Here is a 17502-nt window from a genome sequence, read left to right on the forward strand (position 1 = left end):
CGCGCCGGATACCTGCTGAACGGTTCCGGCCGCGGCATTGCATGCCCGTGTCAACTCACCCCGCCGGCCCCAATATCCGCTCAACAAACGCCGCCTCCAGCCCAACCCCCAGGAAGCGCGCAATCTCCACGATCTGTCCATACAGCATCCACTGCCCGTGATGCACCGCGCAGCCTTGCTCGCGCGCGGCCTTGAGTAGGGGCGTGTCGCCGTCGCGCACCACGGCTTCGCAGACCAGCGTGCCGGCGGCGAGCCGGGTTGCGGGGATCGGCAGCGGGTCGGTATCGCGCAGGCCGAGCGCGGTGGCGTTGACCACCACGTCGAAGCCGGCGGGGTCGTCGTCGCCGGCGCGGATGTTCACCGCGGGCAGGATGGCTTTCAGGCTGGCCGCGAGTTCGGCGGCCTTGGCGGCGGAGCGGTTGTGGATGACCAGTTCGGCCGGCTGCTCGCGGGCGATGGCGTAGGCCATCGATTTGCCGGCGCCGCCGGCGCCGAGTTGCAGCACGCGCTTGCCGGCGAGGCGGTGGCCGCGTTCGCGCAGGCCGGCCAGGAAGCCGTCGCCGTCGAAGTTGCCGCCGATCCAGTGGCCTTGCGCGCGGTCGAAGCGCATGGCGTTGACGGAGCCGACCAGCCGGGCGGTTTCGGTCAGCGCGCCGCAGGCGGCGACCACGGTTTCCTTGTGGGGGATCGTGACCACGAGGCCGTCGAGGTTCTGCGCGCCGGCCACGCCGGCGAGGAAGGCCGGCAATTGCGCGGGCTCGACGTGGAAGGGCACGCAGGTCGCGTTCAGGCCCTGGCGGGCGGCGGAGGCGTTGAATAGCTGCGGCGTGCGCACGTGCGCGACGGGCGCGGCGATGATGCCGACAAGGCGGGTATTGCCGTCGATCTGCATGGCGGATGTGGGAGGGGAAACGGGGAGACGGAGAGACGGGAAAAGGGGGAGAAAGCGGGAGGGACGCGCGTCCTCCCGCCGTGCGCAGCCGGCTTAGATGCCCGCCATGCAGGTGTACTTGATGACGAGGTAGTCCTCGATGCCGTAGTGCGAGCCCTCGCGGCCCACGCCCGATTGCTTGACGCCGCCGAACGGCGCGACCTCGTTGGAGATCAGGCCAGTGTTGACGCCGACCATGCCGTACTCCAGCCGCTCGGACACGCGCCATACGCGGCCGAGGTCGCGCGCGTAGAAGTAGCTGGCGAGGCCGAACTCGGTGTCGTTGGCGAGGGCCACCACTTCGTCTTCGGTCTCGAAGCGGAACAGCGGCGCGAGCGGGCCGAAGGTTTCCTCGCGCGCGACCAGCATGTTGGGCTTGACGTCGGCCAGCACGGTGGGCTCGAAGAACGACTGCCCCAGCGCATGGCGCTTGCCGCCTTCCAGCACGCGCGCGCCCTTGGAGAGGGCGTCGGCGATGTGTTCCTCGACCTTGGCCACGGCCTTGCCGTCGATCAGCGGGCCGATGCGCACGCCGTCGTCCATGCCGTCGCCCACCTTGAGCGCGCGCACGGCGGCCACCAGCTTTTCGGCGAAGGCGTCATAGACCTTGCTGTGCACGTACAGGCGGTTGGCGCAGACGCAGGTCTGGCCGGCGTTGCGGTACTTGGAGACGATGGCGCCTTCCACGGCGGCGTCGAGGTCGGCGTCGTCGAAGACGATGAAGGGCGCGTTGCCGCCCAGTTCCATCGATACCTTCTTGATGGTGGAGGCGGTCTGCGCCATCAGCGTGCGGCCCACTTCGGTGGAGCCGGTGAAGGTGAGCTTGCGCACCAGCGGGTTGGTGCTGAGCTCGCCGCCGATGGCGCCGGCCGAGCCGGTGATCACCGACAGCACGCCGGCGGGGATGCCGGCGCGCTCGGCCAGCACCGCCATCGCCAGCGCGGTCAGCGGCGTCTGCGAGGCGGGCTTGACCACCATCGTGCAGCCGGCCGCCAGCGCGGGGCCGGCCTTGCGCGTGATCATGGCCGCCGGGAAGTTCCACGGCGTGATGGCCGCGCACACGCCGACCGGCTCCTTGGTGACGACGATGCGCTGGTTGCTGACCGGCGCGGGAATGGTCTCGCCGTAGACGCGCTTGCCTTCCTCGGCGAACCACTCGATGAACGAGGCCGCGTAGGCGATCTCGCCGCGCGCCTCGGCGAACGGCTTGCCCTGCTCGGCGGTCATGATGCGGGCCAGGTCGTCCTGGTTGGCCAGCAGCAGTTCGAACCACTTGCGCAGCAGCGCCGAGCGGTCCTTGGCGGTGCGCGCGCGCCATGCCGGCAGCGCGCGGTTGGCGGCCTCGATGGCCTGGCGGGTTTCATCGGCGCCGAGCTGCGGCACCTGGGCCACGCGCGCGCCGGTGGCGGGGTTGGTGACGTCGATATGACGCTCGCCGTCGATCCAGCGGCCGTCGACATAGCACTGCTGGCGCAGCAGGGAGGGGTCTTGGAGGTTCAGCATGGTCTGGTTCCGTAGCGGTGTTGGGAGGATGGGCGGCGAGCCACAGGCGGCAGATTAGCAGGATGCGCGCGCACGCGCTGGCGCGTGCCGCGTCTTGCCTTAGCCGGCGATGTACAGGCCGCCGTTGACGTGCAGCACTTCGCCCGTGACGAAGCTGGCCGCGTCGCTGCACAGGAAGCCGATCGCGGTGGCGATCTCGCGCGGGTGGCCGAGGCGCTTGAGCGGGGTCTGCTCGATGGAGTCGGCGCCGCGTTTCTGGATCAGCTCGGTGGTCATCGGGGTCTCGATCACGCCGGGCGATACAGCGTTGACGCGCGTGCGCGGCCCGAGTTCCCGCGCCAGGCTGCGCGTGAGGCTGAGCAGGCCGCCCTTGGAGGCTGCATAGTGCGCATTGTAGTAAGCACCGCGGTGCGCCGCCACCGAGGTCAGGTTGACGATGGCGCTGTTCTCGCGCAGCGCGGGAATGGCGCGGCGCACAAGATAGAACACGCCGTCGAGGTTGATGGACAGCGTCTGGCGCCATTGCGCGTCGCTCATCTCCGCGACCGGCTGCGCCTGGTACAGGCCGGCCGAGGGCACCAGGAAATCGATGCCGCCGAAGCGGTCCTGCGCCAGCGCCACGGCGCGCGCGCAGTCGTCGGGGCTGGCGGCGTCCATGCGCAGCGTGGCGATACGTTCGCCGGCGGGGTCGAGTTCGCGCGCGAAGCCGGCCAGGCCGGCTTCGTCCAGGTCGGTCAGCACGAGGTTGGCGCCGTGCGCGAGGAACAGCCGGGCCGTCTCGCGGCCGATGCCGCCATTGGCGCCGGTCAGCAGCAGGGTGCGTTGGTCGAAGTTGTACATACTTTGTCTCTCCAGGAATGCGGCGCGGCTTCAGATATGCAGCGCGCGCCCGTAGGCCGCCAGCACCGCTTCGTGCATGGCCTCGGACATGGTGGGGTGGGGCAGCACGGCGGCCATCAGGTCGGCCTCGGTGGTTTCCAGCGTCTGCGCGATGGCGTAGCCCTGGATCATCTCGGTCACTTCGTCGCCGACCATGTGGGCGCCGAGCAGCTCGCCGCTGCCTTCGTCGAACACCACCTTGACCAGCCCGCCGGTGCTGCCCAGCGCGATGGCCTTGCCGTTGGCGGCGAACGGGAACCTGCCGACCCGGATCTGGTGGCCGCGCGCGCGCGCCTGCGCCTCGGTCAGGCCCACGCTGGCCACCTGCGGATGGCTATAGGTGCAGGCCGGAATGCGAGCGGGGTCGAGCGCGTGCGGCTGCCGCCCGGCGATGTGCTCCACGCAGATCACGCCTTCGTGGCTGGCCTTGTGCGCGAGCCACGGCGGGCCGGCCACGTCGCCGATGGCGTAGACGCCGGGCTCCGCCGTGCGGCCGAAACCGTCGGTGACGATGTGCGTCTTCTCGACCTTGACCGCGGTGTTCTCCAGCCCGATGCCCTCCACGTTGCCGACGATGCCGGCGGCCACCAGCACCACGTCGGCCTCGATTTTCGCGCCATCCGGCTTGCCGCCTTGCAGCGTGACCGTCCAGCCGGCCCCGGTGCGTTCGGCCCGCGCGATGCCGGTGGACGTATGCAGCACGATGCCGTCGCGCGCCAGGCTGCCTGCCACCTGCGCGGAGATGTCGGCGTCTTCCACCGGCAGGATGCGGTCCGCCATTTCGATCACCGTCATGTGCGCGCCGACCGCGTGGTAGAAGCTGGCGAACTCGATGCCGATGGCGCCGGCGCCCACGATCAGCATGCGCCGCGGCAGCGCCGGCGGCGCCAGCGCCTCGCGGTAGCTCCACACGGTCTTGCCGTCGGCGGGCAGCGCGGGCAACTGGCGCGCGCGCGCGCCGGTGGCGAGCACGATGTGCGCGGACGATACCGTGCGCGTCCTGCCATCCGGCGCGGTGATGTCCAGCCGGCCTTTGCCGGCGAGGCGGCCGTGGCCGGCGAGCACGGTCACGCCGTTCTTCTTCATCAGGCCCGTCACGCCCTTGTTGAGCTGGGCGGCCACCGCGCGCGAGCGCGCCACCATCGCGGGCAGGTCGGCGGCCGGCGCCGCCACCTTGATGCCGTAGGCGGCCGCGTCCCGCACCAGTCGCAGCACGTCGGCCGAGCGCAGCAGCGCCTTGGTCGGGATGCAGCCCCAGTTCAGGCAGATGCCGCCCAGTTGCGCCTTCTCCACCAGCGCGGTCTTCATGCCGAGCTGCGCGGCGCGGATGGCGGCCACGTAGCCGCCCGGGCCGCCGCCGACCACGATCATGTCAAACGAGGCATTGTCCACGTCGCGGTCCTCAGATCAGCATTGCCAGCGGGTTTTCCAGCAGGCGCTTGAACGCGGCCAGCCACTGCGCGGCCAGCGCGCCGTCGATGGCGCGGTGGTCCACCGACAGCGTGCAGCGCATCACCTGCCCCGCGCGCAGCGCGCCGCCCTCGACCACCGGCACCGCCTGCGTGGCGCCCACGGCGAGGATGGCGGCTTGCGGCGGGTTGATGATGGCGGAGAACTCGGACACGCCGAACATGCCGAGGTTGCTCACGCTGAAGCTGCCGCCCTGGTATTCCTCGGGCCGCAGTTGCGAGGCGCGCGCGCGCGCGGCGAGGTCGGCGATTTCCTCGCTGATGCGCGACAGCGGCTTCTGGTCGGCCGCGCGCACGATGGGCGTGATCAGCCCGGCGTCGGTGGAGACCGCCACGGCGACGTCGGCCTGGTGGTACTGGCGCATGGCCGCGTCGGTCCAGCCGACGTTGGCGGCGGGCACTTCGCGCAGCGCCACGGCCACGGCGCGCACGACGAAATCGTTGACCGAGATCTTGCGCGGCGCGGCGGCGTTGATCTCCGCGCGCAGCGCCAGCAGGCGCTCCATGCGGCAGTCCGCCGTGAGGTAGAAATGCGGGATGGTGGACTTGCTCTCGCCCAGCCGGCGCGCGATGGTGCGGCGCATATTGCTGTGCGGGATCTCGGTGAACGCGGCGGTGGCCGGCGTGTTGGCCTGCACCTGCGGCGCGACCGGGGGCGCGCTCGCGGGCGCGGGAACCGCCGCGGCCTGCTCGACATCGCGCTTGACGATGCGGCCGTTCGGCCCGCTGCCGCGTAGCGCGGCGAGGTCGAGGCCGCGCTGCGCGGCCAGCCGGCGCGCCAGCGGGCTGGCGAAGACGCGGGCGGCCTGCGTTGCGTTGCCGCCAGCAACATCGACAGCGGCGGGCGGGGCGGTTTCCGCTGGCGCTTCCGTCCGCGATGCCGGCGCACCGCCAGCCGCGGCGATCAGCGCATCCACGTCCACGCCGGTCTCGCCGCCGGCGAGCAGCACGCCGATCGGCGCGCCGACTTCCACGTCCTGCCCGGCCGCGACCAGGCGGCGGCCCAGCACGCCGGCGGTGTCGGCGTTGAGCTCGACCACGGCCTTGTCGGTCTCGATCTCGGCGATGCAGTCGCCCACGGCCACGGCATCGCCTTCGTTCCTGGTCCACGCTTGCAGCGTGGCGTGGGTGGCATTGGCCGCCACCTCGGGCATGCGCAACAGGGTGGCCATGTCAGGCGGTCCTCGCTTGGTGCAGGTCGGGGCGGTAGGCCGCGATGTCCGCGTATTGCACGATCTCGAGCACGTTGCCCTCGGGGTCGCGGCAGAAGGCCAGGTAGGTGCCGGGGCGCACTTCCACGCGCTGCGGGCCGGTGAGGAATTCCACGCCGGCGGCCAGCAGTTTGTCGACCACGGCCTGGATGTCCGCCACGATGAAGGTCAGGTAGGTGGCGTTGGCCTTGTCGAGGATGTAGGCGGGCGCGGCCTCGGGCGCGGGCGCCCGGGCCGGCGCGAGCAGCTTGATGCGTTCGCCGTAGGGCGTCTGCAGGCGCACCGCGGTGTAGCCGGCGGCGTGCATGGCGGCCTGCGCGGCCTTGTCGGCGGGCACGGCGACTTCGCTGACGAAGGTCAGGCCCAGCACCTGCTCGTAGAAGCGGCGCATGCGCGGCAGGTCGCGCACGGCGATGCCGACCTCCAGGGGGACGATCATGTTCAGGCTCATCGGAATTCCTTTGCTGTGTCTGGCGTGTTCGGTGTGCTCGGGGTACCGGGCGGCGGCGCTCAGGCCGCGCCCTTGTCGCGCATGGCCTGGCGCAGGCCTTCGGCCACTTCCTCGGTGCGGGCGGCGGCGGCGCGCTCCAGCACGCGGGAGATGCTGGGCGCGGCTTCCGCGCCGCTCACGCGCTGCACCGGCTGGTCCAGCCAGTCGAAGAAGCGGCGCTGGATCTCGTCGGCCAGCCAGCCGCCATAGGAGGTGCCGCGCGCGCCCTGCTCGGCGATCAGCACGTTGTTGGTCTTGCGGATGCTCTGCCCGATGGTGTCCCAGTCCAGGCTGGCGCGGTCCAGCCAGCGCAGGTCGATGACCTCGGCGTCGATGCCGGTCTGCTCCACCGCTTCCAGCGTGTGGCCGACCATCGACAGGTAGGTGAGCACGGTCAGCTCCGCGCCGCTGCGGCGCACGGCGGCCTTGCCCACCGGCAGGTGGTAGTCGAAGTCCTCGACCGGACCCACGCCGGTGGCGTTGTACAGGTCGACGTGCTCGATCACCAGCACCGGGTCCTTGCAGGCCAGCGCGGTGTTCATCAGGCCCACGTAGTCGAACGGCGTGGACGGCGCCACGATGCGCCAGCCCGGGCTGGTGGCGAAGATGCCGGCCGGGTCCATCGAGTGCTGCGAGCCGTAGCCGGTGCCCATCGCCACCTTGGTGCGCAGCACCAGCGGCACGTCGCTCTGGCCGCCGAACATGTGGCGCGCCTTGCCGATCTGGTTGAAGACCTGGTCGGCCGCCACCCACATGAAGTCCGGGTACATGAACTCCACCACCGGCTTGTAGCGGCCGTCCAGCGCCAGCCCGCCACCGAGGCCGACGAAGGCGTTCTCGCTGATCGGCGTGCCCAGCACGCGCTCGGGGAAGCTGTCGCGCAGGCCGCGCGTGGCGCCGTTGGTGCCGCCCTTGAGGCGGTGCACGTCCTCGCCCATCACCACCACGGACGCATCGGTCTCCATGCGGCGGTGCATGACGTCGGCCACCACGTCGATGAACTTGCGCGGCGCGAGCTTGCCGGCGAAGCCTGCTTCTTCCTCGCAGCGCAGGCCTTCCAGCTCGGACAGGTCGCCGCGGATGCCCACGTCGCGGAAATCCGGGCTCGGCCACAGCTCGGGGCGGATGCGGCGCTTGCCGGCCTTGCCGGACGGGTCGGCCTCGGTCAGCGCGGCGGCGGCTTCGCGCATGGCCTGGCGCACGCGCTCGCGCAGCGCGGCGATCTCGTCGGCGCTGATCAGCTTGCGTTCCTGCATGCGGCGCGCCATCAGGTCGAGCGGATCGCGCGCGCGCCATTGCTGCTCTTCTTCCTTGCTGCGGTAGCCGAAGGCGCTGCCCGGGAACGGGCCGTTCTGGTGGAAGAAGCGGTACAGGTCCGCCTCGATCACGGTCGGGCCGCGGCCGGCGCGCATGTGCGCGAGCGCTTCCTGCGTGGCCAGCCAGACCGCCAGCGGGTCCATGCCGTCGACCTTCCAGCTCGGGATGTTGAAGCCCATGCCGCGCGCCGACAGGCGCGGCTCGGCGGTGGACTCTTCCACCGTGGTGGAGACCGCGTAGCGGTTGTTCTCGATGAAGAAGCACAGCGGCAGCTTCCACGCCGCGGCCAGGTTCATGGTCTCCAGCACCGAGCCGATGTTGACCGCGCCGTCGCCGAAGTAGGTGATGGCCACCGCGTCGGTGCCGGCGTGGCGGTGCGACCACGCCGCGCCGGCCGCCATCGGCACGCCGCCGCCGACGATGGCGTTGGTGCCGAGCGCGCCGGCCTCGGCCCACTGCAGGTGCATGGAGCCGCCGCGGCCCTTGCAGTAGCCTTGCGCGAGGCCGAGGATCTCCGCCAGCGTGCGTTGCAGCAGCGTCTGCACGCCGTCCGCCAGCGGCGCGCGCGGGTCGATGCCGCCGGGCGCGAGGTAGCCCAGCGCCTTGGACAGGAACTGGTGGTGGCCGCGGTGCGAGCCGTTGATCTGGTCGGCGCCGGTCAGCGGCACGATGGAGCCCGCGGCGCCGCCTTCCTGGCCGATGCTGGAATGCGCCGGGCCGTGGACCAGCCCTTCGGCGGCGAGTTCGAGCACGGCTTCCTCGAAGCCGCGGATCAGGTGCAGGTGGCTCAGCAGCGTGCCGAGCAGGGCCGGGTCCGCGCGGGCCCAGTCTTCGTCGGTGGCTCGCAGTTCCACCCATTCGGCGGCGGGGCGCAGGGCGCTACGTTCAGACATTTGAGAATCCTCGGTTGCCGGTCGTGGCCGGCCGTGTTGTGTTCGGTGTCGTGTGCGGGAGGTGGCGCCGCGCGCCGTTCAGAAGCCGTCCGCGGTCCAGCCGCCGTCGGAGACCAGCGCGTGGCCGGTGATGAAGGCGGCCGAGTCCGAGGCCAGGAACAGCGCCACCTCGGCCATCTCGTCGGGCGAGCCGAAGCGCCGCAGCGGCGTGCGCGCGAGCAGCGCCTCGCCGTCGATGGCGCCGCGCGCCAGCAGCGTTTCCATCAGCGCGGTGCTGGTGTAGCCGGGGCACACCGCGTTGACGCGGATGTTGTATTCGGCCCATTCGGCGGCCAGCGACCTGGTGAGCGAGACCACGCCCGCCTTGGCCGCGCAGTAGGCCAGGCGCCGCGCCGACGAGGCCAGGCCCCACATCGAGGCGGTGCTCAGGATGTTGCCGCCGCCCTGGCGCGCCATGCGGCGCGCCGCCGCCTGCGCGCAGTAGAAGACGCCGGACAGGTCGATGTCGATGGCGCGGCGCCAGTCCTCGGGCGTGAGTTCCAGCGCGGGCTTGTTCATCGAGATGCCGGCGTTGTTGAGCAGGATGTCGATGCGGCCGAAGCGCGCCTCGGTGGCGGTGCAGGCTCGCTCGACGGCGTCGGGGTCGGTGATCGAGGCGACCACGGTATCGACCTGGGCTTCCGGATACGCCGCTTCCAGCTCGGCGCGGGTGGTGGCCAGCCCGTCCGCGTCCAGGTCCAGCAGCATCAGCCGCGCGCCGTGGCGGGCGAAGCCGTGCGCCATCGCGCGGCCGATGCCGCTGGCGCCGCCGGTGTTGAGCACGGCCTTGCCGGCCAGGCCGGGGTAGGTGGCGCGCGCGAACGGTTGCGCGTTGGGGTATCCAGTCGGCAAAGAGGTGCTCATACGGCTAGCCAGTCCTTCAGAAGTTGGGTATTGGAAGTGAGTTGCGCGGGCGTGCCTTCGTAGACGATGCGGCCGTGGCCCATCACGCAGACGCGGCTGGAGACCTTCAGCGCGATGGCGAGCTTTTGCTCGACCAGCACCACCGACACGCCGCGCCGGTGGATGTCCTGGATGGCCTCGCCGACCACCGCCACGATCTTGGGCGCGAGGCCCTCGGTGGGCTCGTCGATCAGGATCACCAGCGGGTTGCCCAGCAGCGAGCGGCACATGGTCAGCATCTGCTGCTCGCCGCCGGAGAGGCTGCCGGCCTTGGTGTTGCGGCGCTCCTTGAGGCGCGGGAAGTAGTCGAACATCTGCTCGAGCGTCCATTGCGGCGCGCCTTCGGTGGCGCGCTGCTCGCCCATGCGCAGGTTCTCGTCCACGCTCAGGTTGGCGAACACCTCGCGCTCCTCCGGCACGTAGGCGATGCCGCGCCGGCAGATCGCGTAGGACTGCGCGCCGGCCAGGTCGCGCCCGCGCAGCCTGACCTCGCCCGCGCTCGGCGGCACCAGGCCCATGATGGCCTTGAGCGTGGTGGAGCGGCCCGAGCCGTTGCGGCCCAGCAGGCTGACCACCTCGCCGTGGCCGACGTGGAAATCCACGCCGTGCAGGATGTGGCTCTTGCCGTAGTGCGCGTGCAGGCCCTGCACGGCGAGCAGCGGGGCGCCGCTCTCGTTCTGCATGGATGGCGTGCTCATACGCTGACCTCCTCGCCCAGGTAGGCTTCCTTGACGCGGGCGTTGTTGCGGATCTCGTCGGGCGTGCCGGTGGCCACGATCTCGCCGTAGACCAGCACGCTGATGCGGTCGCTGAGCGCGAACACCACGTCCATGTCGTGCTCCACGATCAGCAGCGTGCGGCCCTGCGCGATCTCGCGGATCAGGCCGGCGGTGTAGTCGGTCTCTTCCTGCGACATGCCGGCCATCGGCTCGTCGAGCATGATGACCTTGGGGTCCGAGGCCAGCGTCATGGCGATCTCCAGCGAGCGCTGCTCCGAGTACGACAGCTCGCCGGCGGTGTCCTGCGCGCGCGCGGCCAGCCGCACCTGCCCGAGCAGGTGCATGGTTTCGTCGCGCACCGCGCGCAGCTTGTGGGCGAATTTCCACAGCGTGTATTGCAGGCCGTGGCGCCGCATCACGGCCAGGCGCAGGTTCTCGTACACGCTCAGGCCGGCGAAGATGTTGGTGATCTGGAACGAGCGCGCCAGGCCGCGGTGGTTGATCTGCTGCGGCGACAAGCCCTGGATCGGCTCGCCGCCCAGCACGATCTCGCCGCGCGTGAGCGGCAGGCGCCCGGAGATCAGGTGGAACAGCGTGGACTTGCCGGCGCCGTTGGGGCCGATCAATGCATGCCGCTCGCCGCCGATGAGGTCGAGGTCCACGCCGCGGATGATGTCGATGTCGCCGAAGGACTTGCGCAGTCCGCGCAGGGAAAGGATCGGTTCGGTGTTCATGCGCGTGCTCATGCGGGGGTCCTCCGGGCGGTGGTGGCGGCGCCGGCGGCTTCCGTCCCGGCGGCGGGCGCGGCCTCCTTCAGCCGCAGCCAGCGGCCATTGGCCAGCCGCGCCGTGGCGATGCCGGCCAGCAGCAGCGCCGCCGGCACCAGCCAGGTCAGCGGCGAGACCGGGTCCCACTCGCGGCCGAACAGCGGGATCGCGGGCCAGCCGGCGCCGCCGTTGAGGGAAGCCATCGAGCGGTAGTCCTGCGAGAAGAAGCGCTGCAGCATCTCCACCGTGAACACCGTGCCGCAGGCCAGCAGCAGCGTGCCGACGAGATAGGCCAGCGTGACCGGCAGCAGCGCGCGCAGGCCGTAGGTCTTGCCGTGGGTGACGAAGGATTGGATCAGCCCGGCCAGGCCGGTGGGCATGAACAGCATCACCAGCACGAACACGATGCCCTGGTACAGCAGCCACGAGCGCGTCAGGTCCGACACCGCGTAGCCGAAGAACGTCATCACCGCCGCGCCGAGCGCCGGCCCGAGGAAGAGCTTCACGCCGCCGATGTAGCTGTTGAGCACCACGGCGGCCGAGGCCGAGGACTCGAACACCACGTAGTTGGCCGCCTCCATGTTGATGGCCTGCAGCGCGCCGGCAATACCGGCGAACATGGCCGAGACCGCGAACACCAGCACGCCCAGGCGGTGCGTGTCGTAGCCGAGAAAGCGCAGGCGGTTGGCGTTCTCGCGCAGGCCGAGCGTCAGGCGCCCCACCGGCGTGAGCGTGAACAGGTACAGCAGCGCCAGCGACAGCAGCACCCAGGCCAGCGTCAGGTAATAGACCTGGTTGCTGTCGCCGAAGCTCAGGCCCCAGGTCGGCATGCGCATGGTGGACAGGCCGGCCTCGCCGCCGAACCAGCCCTTCAGGTGCGGCGCCAGCGAATGCAGCAGCTCGGCCAGCGCCAGCGTGATCATGGCAAAGTACACGCCGGTGCGCTTGGTGGCGAACCAGCCGGCGGCCAGCCCGGCCAGCAGGCCCATCGCGCCGCCGGCCAGCGGCAGCAGCGGGGTGGGCAGCAGGCCGTTGCCGCCGAAGGCGTTCATGGCGTGCACGGTGGCGAAGCTGCCGATGCCGAAGTAGGCCGCGTGGCCGAACGAGAGCATGCCGCCCTGGCCGCTGAGCAGGTTGAAGGCGGCGGCGAACAGCACGGCGATCAGCATCTGGATCGAGGCGTTGACCAGCGACGGCGACAGCACCAGCGGCAGCGCCACCAGCGCGGCGGTGCCGAGCAGCAGCAGGATCTTCTGCGCCGGCGACAGCCGGGGAACGGGCGCGGCGTGCGTGGCGGGCGTGGCGCGCGGCAGGCGCGGGGAATGGGGGACTTGGGTCATGCTTACTCCTTCTCGCCCATCAGCCCGGACGGACGCACCAGCAGAATCAGCAGCATCAGCGCGAACGGGATGGTCCCGGCCAGGCTGGAGAGCTTGAGGGTCAAGAGGCCGCCGACGTCCTCGGCCCAGGCGCCCGCGCCAACCAGCGCGAGCAGGTCGGCGAGGCTGCGGTCGATGCCGACCGAGAACGACGTGATCAGCCCGATCAGCAGCGACGCCAGCATGGCGCCGCCGAGCGAGCCGAGGCCGCCGACCACCACCACCACGAAGACCATCACGCCGAGCTCCAGCGCCATGTTGGGGTTGGTGGTGTAGAACGCGCCGGCCACCGCGCCGGCCAGGCCCGCCAGCGCCGCGCCGATGCCGAACACGCCCATGAAGACCAGCGGCACGTTGTGGCCGAGCGCTTCGGCCATGCGCGGCTTGTAGATGGCCGAGCGCACCACGATGCCGACCCGCGTGCGCGTGAGCAGCAGGTAGATGACGGCGAACATGGCCAGCGCGATGGCGCCCATGAACACGCGGTAGAACGGATAGGCCGAGGCGCCCAGCCGGAACGCGGCAAAGTCCAGCGCCGCCGGGATGCGGTAGTCCACCGGGAAGTTGCCGAAGAACAGCTTGATCAGCTCGGCGATGATGAACGACAGGCCGAAGGTCAGCAGCAGCTCGTGCGCGTGGCCGTGGTGGTGCACGCGGCGCAGGAAGAAGCGCTCCACCGCCACCCCGACCAGGCCGACCAGGACCGGCGAGACCACGATGGCGGGCCAGAAGCCGAGCGTGCCCTGCAGCGCGTAGGCGAAGTAGGCGCCCAGCATGTAGAACGAGGCGTGGGCGAAGTTGAGCACGCCCATCATGCCGAAGATGAGCGTCAGCCCTGCCGACACCATGAACAGCAGCAGGCCGTAGATGGCGCCGTTGAGCAGTGAGACGATGAGATATTCCATGAAGGCTTCCTTGGAACGAGCCGGTGCGGCGCGCGGCGGTGCGCGATGCGGCCGGCCGCGTCCGGCCCGGTCCGCGCCGGGAGGGCGGGAGCCGGGCCGGTCTTGCTGGTGTGGTGCTGGCGGAGTGCTGGCGGAGTGCTGGCGGAGTGCCGGGCGAAGGCGGCGGATCAGCCGGGGCGCTGCATCTTGCAGCTGGCCTGCGGCGGCGTGGCGGCCTCGGCCGCGGAGAAGGTCTTGACCGGCTTGAAGCCCATGTCGGTGCCGTCCACCTTGAACCTGGCGTCCCTGGAGACTTCCGACACCACCATCGGCAGCAGCACCTGGTGGTCGGCCGCGCGCATGCTCATCTCGCCCATCGAGGTCTTGATGCGGGCCGCTTCGAGCGCCTTGGCCAGCGCGCTGGTGTTGAGCTTGCCGCCTTCGGGCTTGACCGTCTTGAGGGCCTCGCCCAGCATCTCCACCGCGAACACGGTCTGCGGCTCGATGTAGGCGGGCATGTGGCCCTGCCTGGCCTTGAAGTCGTTGGCGAAGCGCTCGCTGTCGGCGCCGCTGGCCTCGGCGTTGAACGGATGGGCGACGAAGTGGCCGAGCGCCACGTCGGCGGCGTTGCCGATGTTGCCGGGCTGGTCGAGGAACACCGTGGCGAAGCGCGTCTTCAGCCCGGCGGCCTTGCTGGCCTTCATCAGCAGCAGCAGGTCGTTGGACCAGTTGCCGGTGATGACGCTGTCGGCCTTGGCCGCGGCGATCTTGGCCACGTAGGGCGAGAAGTCCTGCACCTTGTTGACGTCGTGCAGGGTTTTCTCCACCACCGTGTAGCCGCCGGGGCCGGCGTAGTCGATGGTCGCCTTCTCCATGTCGGCGCCCCACGAGTAGTTCTGGTTGATCGCGTACACGCGCGTGCCCAGCGCGTGCAGCGGCTTCATGGCGCCGACCAGCGCCTTGACGCGGATCTGCGCGTTGGTGGCGAACTTGAAATGGTAGAAGTGGCACTTCTCGCCGGTCAGCTCCATCGCTTCGCCGCCGACGTTCATGAACAGGATTTCCTTGCCCGGATTGCGCAGGTTGTACTTGCGCACGTCCTCGGTGATCTGGCCCGACACCGCCGACGACGAGCCCTGCATGACGATCTGCGCGCCGTCCGCCACCGCGGCCTTGAGCTTGTCGGCGGCGCCGGCCGGGCCGCCCTGGTTGTCGTACTCGACCAGTTGCAGCGGCTCGCCGTTCCAGCCGCCGGCGGCGTTGATCTTGTCGATCGCATAGCGCGCCGCCGCGCGGAACATCAGGCCGGTGGAGGCCTGCGGCCCGGACAGCGTCTCGACCAGCGCGACCTTCACCGGCGCCGCCGATGCCGCGCCGGCCAGCAGGCAAAGCGCCGCGGCTGCGAACAAAGGACGGGGGATGCGGCTACCGCTCATGAGTGTCTCCTTATCTTGTTGGGATCGTCCGGGGCCGCTGGGATGGGTCCGCCGTGGCGGTCTGACCTGTGGTTAAAGTGGTCTGACAGGTTTACTATAGGGAGATGCGCGGAAGCCGTCAACGGCGAAGTGCGCGCTGTGAGGGTTTCTACCAAGGCGTAGCCGGCGCTTGCCTCAAGGAACCGTCGTCATTGCCGCTTTCCGTTGTATGGGTTGGCTTGGCGGGAAGCCGGGGGAAATGGCCGCAGGCGCCGTGTCGGGGCATTCCGCACGTTTCACCCCGATCAAGACGTGCTACATTGACCTGTAAGGCCAATTCAAGAATCATGCGCAGCCGCGGGGCGGCTGACGCCAGGGAGCAAGCAGTGAACAAGACCGTGACCGGTGCCTCGCCACCGTTGACCCAGCGCCCGGAGGGAACCATGTTCCATCCCGAGCCCAGGCACCTGCCCGACGAAATCGCCAGGCGCCTGATCCACGCGATCCAGACGGGCGAGTTCGCCGTGGGCGACCGCCTGCCGAGCGAGCGCGTGCTGTGCGAGCAGTTTTCCGTGAGCCGCGCGGTGGTGCGCGAGGCGCTGTCGCAGCTCAAGTCGGAAGGCCTGGTCGCGCCCAAGGCCGGCAGCGGTGTGTTCGTGACCGAGCGCAGCCAGCGCCAGGCGTTCCGCATGCAGGACGTGGCCATCGACGAGAAAGACTCGCTGGCGATGGTGATGGAACTGCTGGTGACGATCGAGGTGGCCGCCACCCGCTTCGCGGCCATGCGCCGCACGCCCGAGGACCTCAAGCGGATCCGGCGCGCGCTGATCGGCATGGAATACGAGATCGCCAACGACCGGCTCGGCGACGAGGAGGATTTCGCTTTTCACCAGGCCATCGTCGAGGCCACCCACAACCCGCATTTCCAGGCGCTGAGCGAGCATCTCGAACACGGCGCGCGGCGCGTGATCCGGCAGGCCAGGAGCAATACCAAGAGTCATCACGCCAATCTTGTCGAGGCGGTGCAGGACGAGCACAAGGCGATCTACGAGGCGATCGTGGCGGGGGATGCGGAGCGCGCGGCGGAAGCGGCGGAGACGCATTTGCGGAATGCGGCTAAGAGGTTGAATATGTATTTGAAGGGGTGAGGTTGAAGGCTTTGGCTTCAAGGTCAAGGTCAAAGGATTAACTTCAACTGCTGAACGTCAAAGTCAAAGGCTTTCGCGCCCCCGGCGCGACCTACTTTCTTTTGTCCGAAAAGAAAGTAGGCCAAGAAAGCGGACTGCCTGGCCGGCAGGGGCAGAAACGTTGGGGTTTCTGGTTGTTGGTGGTTTCGTGGTGGGGTTGGTGGTTCTGCTGGCATCCTGCCGTTACCGGTTCTGGCGGCCACGACTTTGCTGGTGGTGTTGGTTTCGTAGTCAGACCTATGATGGCGAGTGCACTGCTTGCTCGGCCATCTGCCGTTACCGGTTTGGGCGGCCACGACATAGCATTCTCGTGTTTTCGTGGTGGGCGTGGTGGACCGGGGCGCGGGCGTGCGAGGGGTGGGGACATCGTGCTTGTCCCGGGGTCCTTGTTGTTCTGGTTTCTTCTCTCTTCCTCTTTCCAAACCGGCCGGCGGGCGCGCATCACCCGTTCATGGGATAAATGGCGCTTTTTTGCGCACCGCAGCAGTTTCGGCGCCGCGTCCGGCCAGCTTGCCCACGCGAGCGATCACTTCGGCCAGCAGCGCGGAGCGGTCGTCGGTGCGGTAGCTCATCATCACCGGCGAGGTGAAGCCGGGCGCGTTGATGGGCATGTAGGCCACGTCGTCGCGGTGCAGCCGCTGCACCGACGCCGGCACCAGGCAGATGCCCAGCCCGGCGGCTACCAGCCCGATGGCGGTCTGCAGTTCGTTGGCTTCCTGCGCCACGCGCAGTTGCAGGCCGCGCGTGCGGAACAGCGCCAGCACGTGGTCGGCGTAGCTGGGCCGCGGGCGCGCGGGGTAGAGCACGAACGGGTGGGCGGCGAGCTGGTCGGGCGTCATGGGCGGGCGCTCCAGCGCGGGGTGGCCGCCGGGCACGGCCACCATCAGCGGTTCGGCCATCACCACGGTGCGGGTGATGGCGGGGTCGTCCAGCACGATGCGGCCGAAGCCGATATCGATGCGGCCGGCCTTGAGCGCTTCTAGCTGCTGCACCGTGGTGAGCTCGGACAGCCCTACCTCCAGCGCCGCGTCGGAGCCGCGCACCAGCCGGATCAGCTCGGGCAGGAAGCCGTACAGCACCGACGGCACGAAGCCGATGCCGAACCAGCGCTTCTCGTTGCGGCCGATGCGCCGCGTGCCTTCCACGATCTCGTCGATGCGCTGGCCGAGCTGCAGCGACTGTTCCAGCAGGAAGCGGCCCGCCTCGGTGAGCCGCACCGCGCGCGAGGAGCGGTCCAGCAGCACCGTGCCGATCTCGTCTTCCAGCTGGCGGATCTGGCGCGACAGCGGCGGCTGGGCGATATGCAGGCGCTCGGCCGCGCGGGTGAAGTTGAGTTCTTCCGCGACGGCCTGGAAATAGCGCAGGTGGCGAAGCTCCACGGCGCCTCCTTTCTATACTCTAAAGGTATGGATCGGGACATACTCGGTCTTGGACACCCCCGATGTCAAGCCGGATACTGCGTGCAGCGAATCCGGGCCACTCCCCCTCCGCAGGCCCGGCGGACATCAAGGTAGTC

Annotated in this window: 15 protein-coding genes; 1 reads left to right on the plus strand and 14 read right to left on the minus strand. The window is 69.9% G+C overall.

Going from position 1 to position 17502, the window contains the following annotated elements:
- Nucleotides 1–55: 55 nt before the first annotated feature.
- The 13 genes from AC3WXD_RS28300 to AC3WXD_RS28360 form a co-directional block, all read right to left on the minus strand.
- Nucleotides 56–892, minus strand: coding sequence for a shikimate dehydrogenase family protein (locus AC3WXD_RS28300; RefSeq protein WP_492325129.1), 837 nt, complete (start codon nucleotides 890–892; stop codon nucleotides 56–58).
- Nucleotides 893–985: 93 nt separating this feature from the next.
- Complete coding sequence (gene gabD, locus AC3WXD_RS28305) at nucleotides 986–2434, minus strand: NADP-dependent succinate-semialdehyde dehydrogenase (RefSeq protein WP_492325130.1); 1449 nt, start codon at nucleotides 2432–2434, stop codon at nucleotides 986–988.
- Nucleotides 2435–2533: 99 nt separating this feature from the next.
- A complete protein-coding gene (locus AC3WXD_RS28310) occupies nucleotides 2534–3274 on the minus strand; it encodes an SDR family NAD(P)-dependent oxidoreductase (protein WP_492325131.1) in 741 nt (246 codons plus the stop codon).
- Nucleotides 3275–3304: 30 nt separating this feature from the next.
- Nucleotides 3305–4684, minus strand: coding sequence for a dihydrolipoyl dehydrogenase (lpdA, locus tag AC3WXD_RS28315; RefSeq protein ID WP_492325160.1), 1380 nt, complete (start codon nucleotides 4682–4684; stop codon nucleotides 3305–3307).
- A gap of 31 nt (nucleotides 4685–4715) precedes the next feature.
- Nucleotides 4716–5954, minus strand: a complete 1239-nt coding sequence (locus AC3WXD_RS28320; protein WP_492325132.1) for a pyruvate dehydrogenase complex dihydrolipoamide acetyltransferase — start codon at nucleotides 5952–5954, stop codon at nucleotides 4716–4718.
- 1 nt (nucleotide 5955) lies between these two features.
- Entirely contained in the window at nucleotides 5956–6444 is a 489-nt protein-coding gene (locus tag AC3WXD_RS28325; RefSeq protein WP_492325133.1) for a VOC family protein, read from the minus strand.
- A gap of 59 nt (nucleotides 6445–6503) precedes the next feature.
- On the minus strand, nucleotides 6504–8693 hold the full coding sequence (locus AC3WXD_RS28330) for an alpha-ketoacid dehydrogenase subunit alpha/beta (protein ID WP_492325134.1): 2190 nt from the start codon (nucleotides 8691–8693) through the stop codon (nucleotides 6504–6506).
- 78 nt (nucleotides 8694–8771) lie between these two features.
- A complete protein-coding gene (locus AC3WXD_RS28335; protein ID WP_492325135.1) occupies nucleotides 8772–9596 on the minus strand; it encodes an SDR family NAD(P)-dependent oxidoreductase in 825 nt (274 codons plus the stop codon).
- Nucleotides 9593–10333 (minus strand): ABC transporter ATP-binding protein, encoded by a 741-nt coding sequence (locus tag AC3WXD_RS28340; protein ID WP_020205439.1) that lies wholly within the window; start codon nucleotides 10331–10333, stop codon nucleotides 9593–9595. The genes AC3WXD_RS28335 and AC3WXD_RS28340 overlap by 4 nt, the downstream gene beginning before the upstream one ends.
- Entirely contained in the window at nucleotides 10330–11100 is a 771-nt protein-coding gene (locus AC3WXD_RS28345; RefSeq protein ID WP_492325136.1) for an ABC transporter ATP-binding protein, read from the minus strand. The genes AC3WXD_RS28340 and AC3WXD_RS28345 overlap by 4 nt, the downstream gene beginning before the upstream one ends.
- Nucleotides 11097–12461: a branched-chain amino acid ABC transporter permease gene (locus AC3WXD_RS28350; protein WP_492325137.1), complete on the minus strand. Its 1365-nt coding sequence runs from the start codon at nucleotides 12459–12461 to the stop codon at nucleotides 11097–11099. The genes AC3WXD_RS28345 and AC3WXD_RS28350 overlap by 4 nt, the downstream gene beginning before the upstream one ends.
- Nucleotides 12462–12463: 2 nt before the next feature.
- Nucleotides 12464–13405: a branched-chain amino acid ABC transporter permease gene (locus AC3WXD_RS28355; RefSeq protein WP_020205436.1), complete on the minus strand. Its 942-nt coding sequence runs from the start codon at nucleotides 13403–13405 to the stop codon at nucleotides 12464–12466.
- A 167-nt stretch (nucleotides 13406–13572) separates the two neighbouring features.
- Nucleotides 13573–14820 (minus strand): branched-chain amino acid ABC transporter substrate-binding protein, encoded by a 1248-nt coding sequence (locus tag AC3WXD_RS28360; protein WP_492325138.1) that lies wholly within the window; start codon nucleotides 14818–14820, stop codon nucleotides 13573–13575.
- 422 nt (nucleotides 14821–15242) lie between these two features.
- Here AC3WXD_RS28360 and AC3WXD_RS28365 point away from each other — a divergent pair, with 422 nt between their 5' ends.
- Nucleotides 15243–15947 carry a FadR/GntR family transcriptional regulator gene (locus AC3WXD_RS28365; RefSeq protein ID WP_020205434.1) on the plus strand — a complete coding sequence of 235 codons (705 nt, stop codon included), beginning with the start codon at nucleotides 15243–15245 and terminating at the stop codon, nucleotides 15945–15947.
- Nucleotides 15948–16435: 488 nt separating this feature from the next.
- Here the strand turns inward: AC3WXD_RS28365 and AC3WXD_RS28370 are convergent, their stop codons facing one another.
- Complete coding sequence (locus tag AC3WXD_RS28370) at nucleotides 16436–17365, minus strand: LysR family transcriptional regulator (protein ID WP_492325139.1); 930 nt, start codon at nucleotides 17363–17365, stop codon at nucleotides 16436–16438.
- Between the last annotated feature and the right edge of the window lie 137 nt (nucleotides 17366–17502).

It is taken from the genome of Cupriavidus sp. FW216-B1 (assembly GCF_058789195.1).

Excerpts from the sequence above, each read along its gene's own strand:
- AC3WXD_RS28300 (WP_492325129.1), bottom strand. The coding sequence starts at position 892 with ATGCAGATCGACGGCAATACCCGCCTTGTCGGCATCATCGCCGCGCCC.
- gabD (WP_492325130.1), bottom strand. The coding sequence starts at position 2,434 with ATGCTGAACCTCCAAGACCCCTCCCTGCTGCGCCAGCAGTGCTATGTC.
- AC3WXD_RS28310 (WP_492325131.1), bottom strand. The coding sequence starts at position 3,274 with ATGTACAACTTCGACCAACGCACCCTGCTGCTGACCGGCGCCAATGGC.
- lpdA (WP_492325160.1), bottom strand. The coding sequence starts at position 4,684 with ATGATCGTGGTCGGCGGCGGCCCGGGCGGCTACGTGGCCGCCATCCGC.
- AC3WXD_RS28320 (WP_492325132.1), bottom strand. The coding sequence starts at position 5,954 with ATGGCCACCCTGTTGCGCATGCCCGAGGTGGCGGCCAATGCCACCCAC.
- AC3WXD_RS28325 (WP_492325133.1), bottom strand. The coding sequence starts at position 6,444 with ATGAGCCTGAACATGATCGTCCCCCTGGAGGTCGGCATCGCCGTGCGC.
- AC3WXD_RS28330 (WP_492325134.1), bottom strand. The coding sequence starts at position 8,693 with ATGTCTGAACGTAGCGCCCTGCGCCCCGCCGCCGAATGGGTGGAACTG.
- AC3WXD_RS28335 (WP_492325135.1), bottom strand. The coding sequence starts at position 9,596 with ATGAGCACCTCTTTGCCGACTGGATACCCCAACGCGCAACCGTTCGCG.
- AC3WXD_RS28340 (WP_020205439.1), bottom strand. The coding sequence starts at position 10,333 with ATGAGCACGCCATCCATGCAGAACGAGAGCGGCGCCCCGCTGCTCGCC.
- AC3WXD_RS28345 (WP_492325136.1), bottom strand. The coding sequence starts at position 11,100 with ATGAGCACGCGCATGAACACCGAACCGATCCTTTCCCTGCGCGGACTG.
- AC3WXD_RS28350 (WP_492325137.1), bottom strand. The coding sequence starts at position 12,461 with ATGACCCAAGTCCCCCATTCCCCGCGCCTGCCGCGCGCCACGCCCGCC.
- AC3WXD_RS28355 (WP_020205436.1), bottom strand. The coding sequence starts at position 13,405 with ATGGAATATCTCATCGTCTCACTGCTCAACGGCGCCATCTACGGCCTG.
- AC3WXD_RS28360 (WP_492325138.1), bottom strand. The coding sequence starts at position 14,820 with ATGAGCGGTAGCCGCATCCCCCGTCCTTTGTTCGCAGCCGCGGCGCTT.
- AC3WXD_RS28365 (WP_020205434.1), top strand. The coding sequence starts at position 15,243 with ATGTTCCATCCCGAGCCCAGGCACCTGCCCGACGAAATCGCCAGGCGC.